This window comes from Acinetobacter sp. 809848, from assembly GCF_000581275.1.
GTDB classification, from domain to species: domain Bacteria; phylum Pseudomonadota; class Gammaproteobacteria; order Pseudomonadales; family Moraxellaceae; genus Acinetobacter; species Acinetobacter pittii.
On sequence record NZ_JEXG01000125.1, the window covers coordinates 1 to 1,800 of the forward strand.

A 1,800-nucleotide genomic window follows, 5' to 3' on the forward strand; every position below is an offset into this window, starting at 1 on the left:
ACTACACTTTGTCCAGAACGGTTCATAAATGTAGTGGGTAGAAGTAGACGGACATCGTGTCCTTCTATATTACCACGTCCACTGATTCCGTGAAATTTCGGATCATTTTTTAATGTAATGCCATATTTGTCAGCAAGCTGTTCAATGAACCAAAAACCTGCATTATGGCGGGTTTGGGCATATTCTGAACCAGGATTGCCCAAACCAACAATTAGCGAAATATTTGACACTAATCTACGCCTTTAAACACTTATGCGCGTTTGAAGTCAGCGTGCATAGGAGTGTTTTTAGATGGGTGACGTTGTAACGCTTGGATTTTAACGTTTTCAACTTTGTCGCCCACTTTGATTTCTACAACTTCTTCAAAGAAAGCATTGCTTTCTAAAGCTTTTACAAGCTCACGAAGTTCTAAAGTAACAGTTACAGGCTCAGCGTTGCCACCATAAATGATAGCTGGAATTAAAGCTTCGCGACGAAGGCGGCGGCTCGCACCTTTCCCTTGTTTGTCTTCAGCACGCGCTTGAGCGTTTAATACGAAGTTTGCCATGAGTAAATCCTCATTAAAGTTTAAAAGACTAAACTTGCGACCAGTTTAGTGATAGAAAACCCCAGCCAAGGCTAGGGTTTATAAAAAGCTGCAATATTATAAACTATCGAACATTGCACTGATAGACTCTTCGTTATTAATACGACGAATCGTTTCAGCAACCATGCTAGCAACAGAAACCTGACGGATCTTGCCTAAGGTCAATGCTTCTTCAGAAAGAGGAATGGTATCAGTCACAACCAGTTCATCAATAACTGAATTACGTAAGTTTTCAATAGCCTTACCTGATAGTACAGGGTGAGTTGCGTACGCAACTACACGACGTGCACCAAATTGCTTAAGCGCATCAGCTGCTTTACACAATGTACCAGCAGTATCGACCATATCGTCTACGATAACGCAATCACGATCTTTTACGTCACCAATTAAGTGCATAACTTGCGACTCATTGGCTTTTTGACGACGTTTATCAATAATTGCTAAATCGATGTCACCCATCTGTTTGGCAACAGCACGAGCACGTACTACACCACCAACGTCAGGAGAAACCACCATAAGGTTGTCATGTTGTTGTTGACGTAAGTCAGCAAGCAAAGCAGGAGTACCGTAGATGTTGTCGACAGGAATATCGAAGAAACCTTGAATTTGGTCAGCATGTAAGTCGATCATCACGACACGGTCAATACCAACAGTGGTAAGCATGTCTGCGACAACTTTAGCTGTAATCGGCACACGTGCAGAACGTGGACGACGGTCTTGGCGAGCATAACCAAAATAAGGGATAACAGCGGTAATACGACCAGCACTTGCACGACGCAAAGCATCTGCCATAACCAAGATTTCCATAAGGTTATCATTGGTAGGGGCACAAGTAGGCTGAACGATAAATACGTCTTTACCACGAACATTTTCAGTAATTTCTACTGAAATTTCTCCATCAGAAAAGTGACCGACTGATGCAGCACCTAGAGGGATATGTAAGTGACTTACGACTTTTTGAGCGAACTGTGGATGAGCATTTCCACTAAAAACGACAAGATTGGGCATGAAGCACCCTTGGCGGTTGGTATGTAATGAAATAGATGGCAGGGGCGGCTGGATTCGAACCAACGGATGCCGAGATCAAAACCCGGTGCCTTACCACTTGGCGACGCCCCTAATATAATCATCATTACAGGTGAGGTTGGCAGGGGCGGCTGGATTCGAACCAACGGATGCCGAGATCAAAACCCGGTGCCTTACCACTTGGCGAC

3 protein-coding genes and 1 tRNA gene are annotated in these 1,800 nt (G+C 43.8%); all 4 read right to left on the minus strand.

The features are described from left to right. Positions 1 to 230: aminoacyl-tRNA hydrolase (locus tag J536_RS24205; RefSeq protein ID WP_032064132.1), on the minus strand; the 230-nt coding region annotated here is incomplete at its 3' end. Positions 231 to 250: 20 nt separating this feature from the next. Next, positions 251 to 547, minus strand: a complete 297-nt coding sequence (gene rplY / locus J536_RS24210) for a 50S ribosomal protein L25 (protein WP_002120443.1) — start codon at positions 545 to 547, stop codon at positions 251 to 253. Between the two features lie 96 nt (positions 548 to 643). Then, entirely contained in the window at positions 644 to 1,594 is a 951-nt protein-coding gene (locus J536_RS24215; RefSeq protein ID WP_002120445.1) for a ribose-phosphate pyrophosphokinase, read from the minus strand. Positions 1,595 to 1,630: 36 nt separating this feature from the next. Then, positions 1,631 to 1,705 (minus strand) — tRNA-Gln (locus J536_RS24220). Between the last annotated feature and the right edge of the window lie 95 nt (positions 1,706 to 1,800).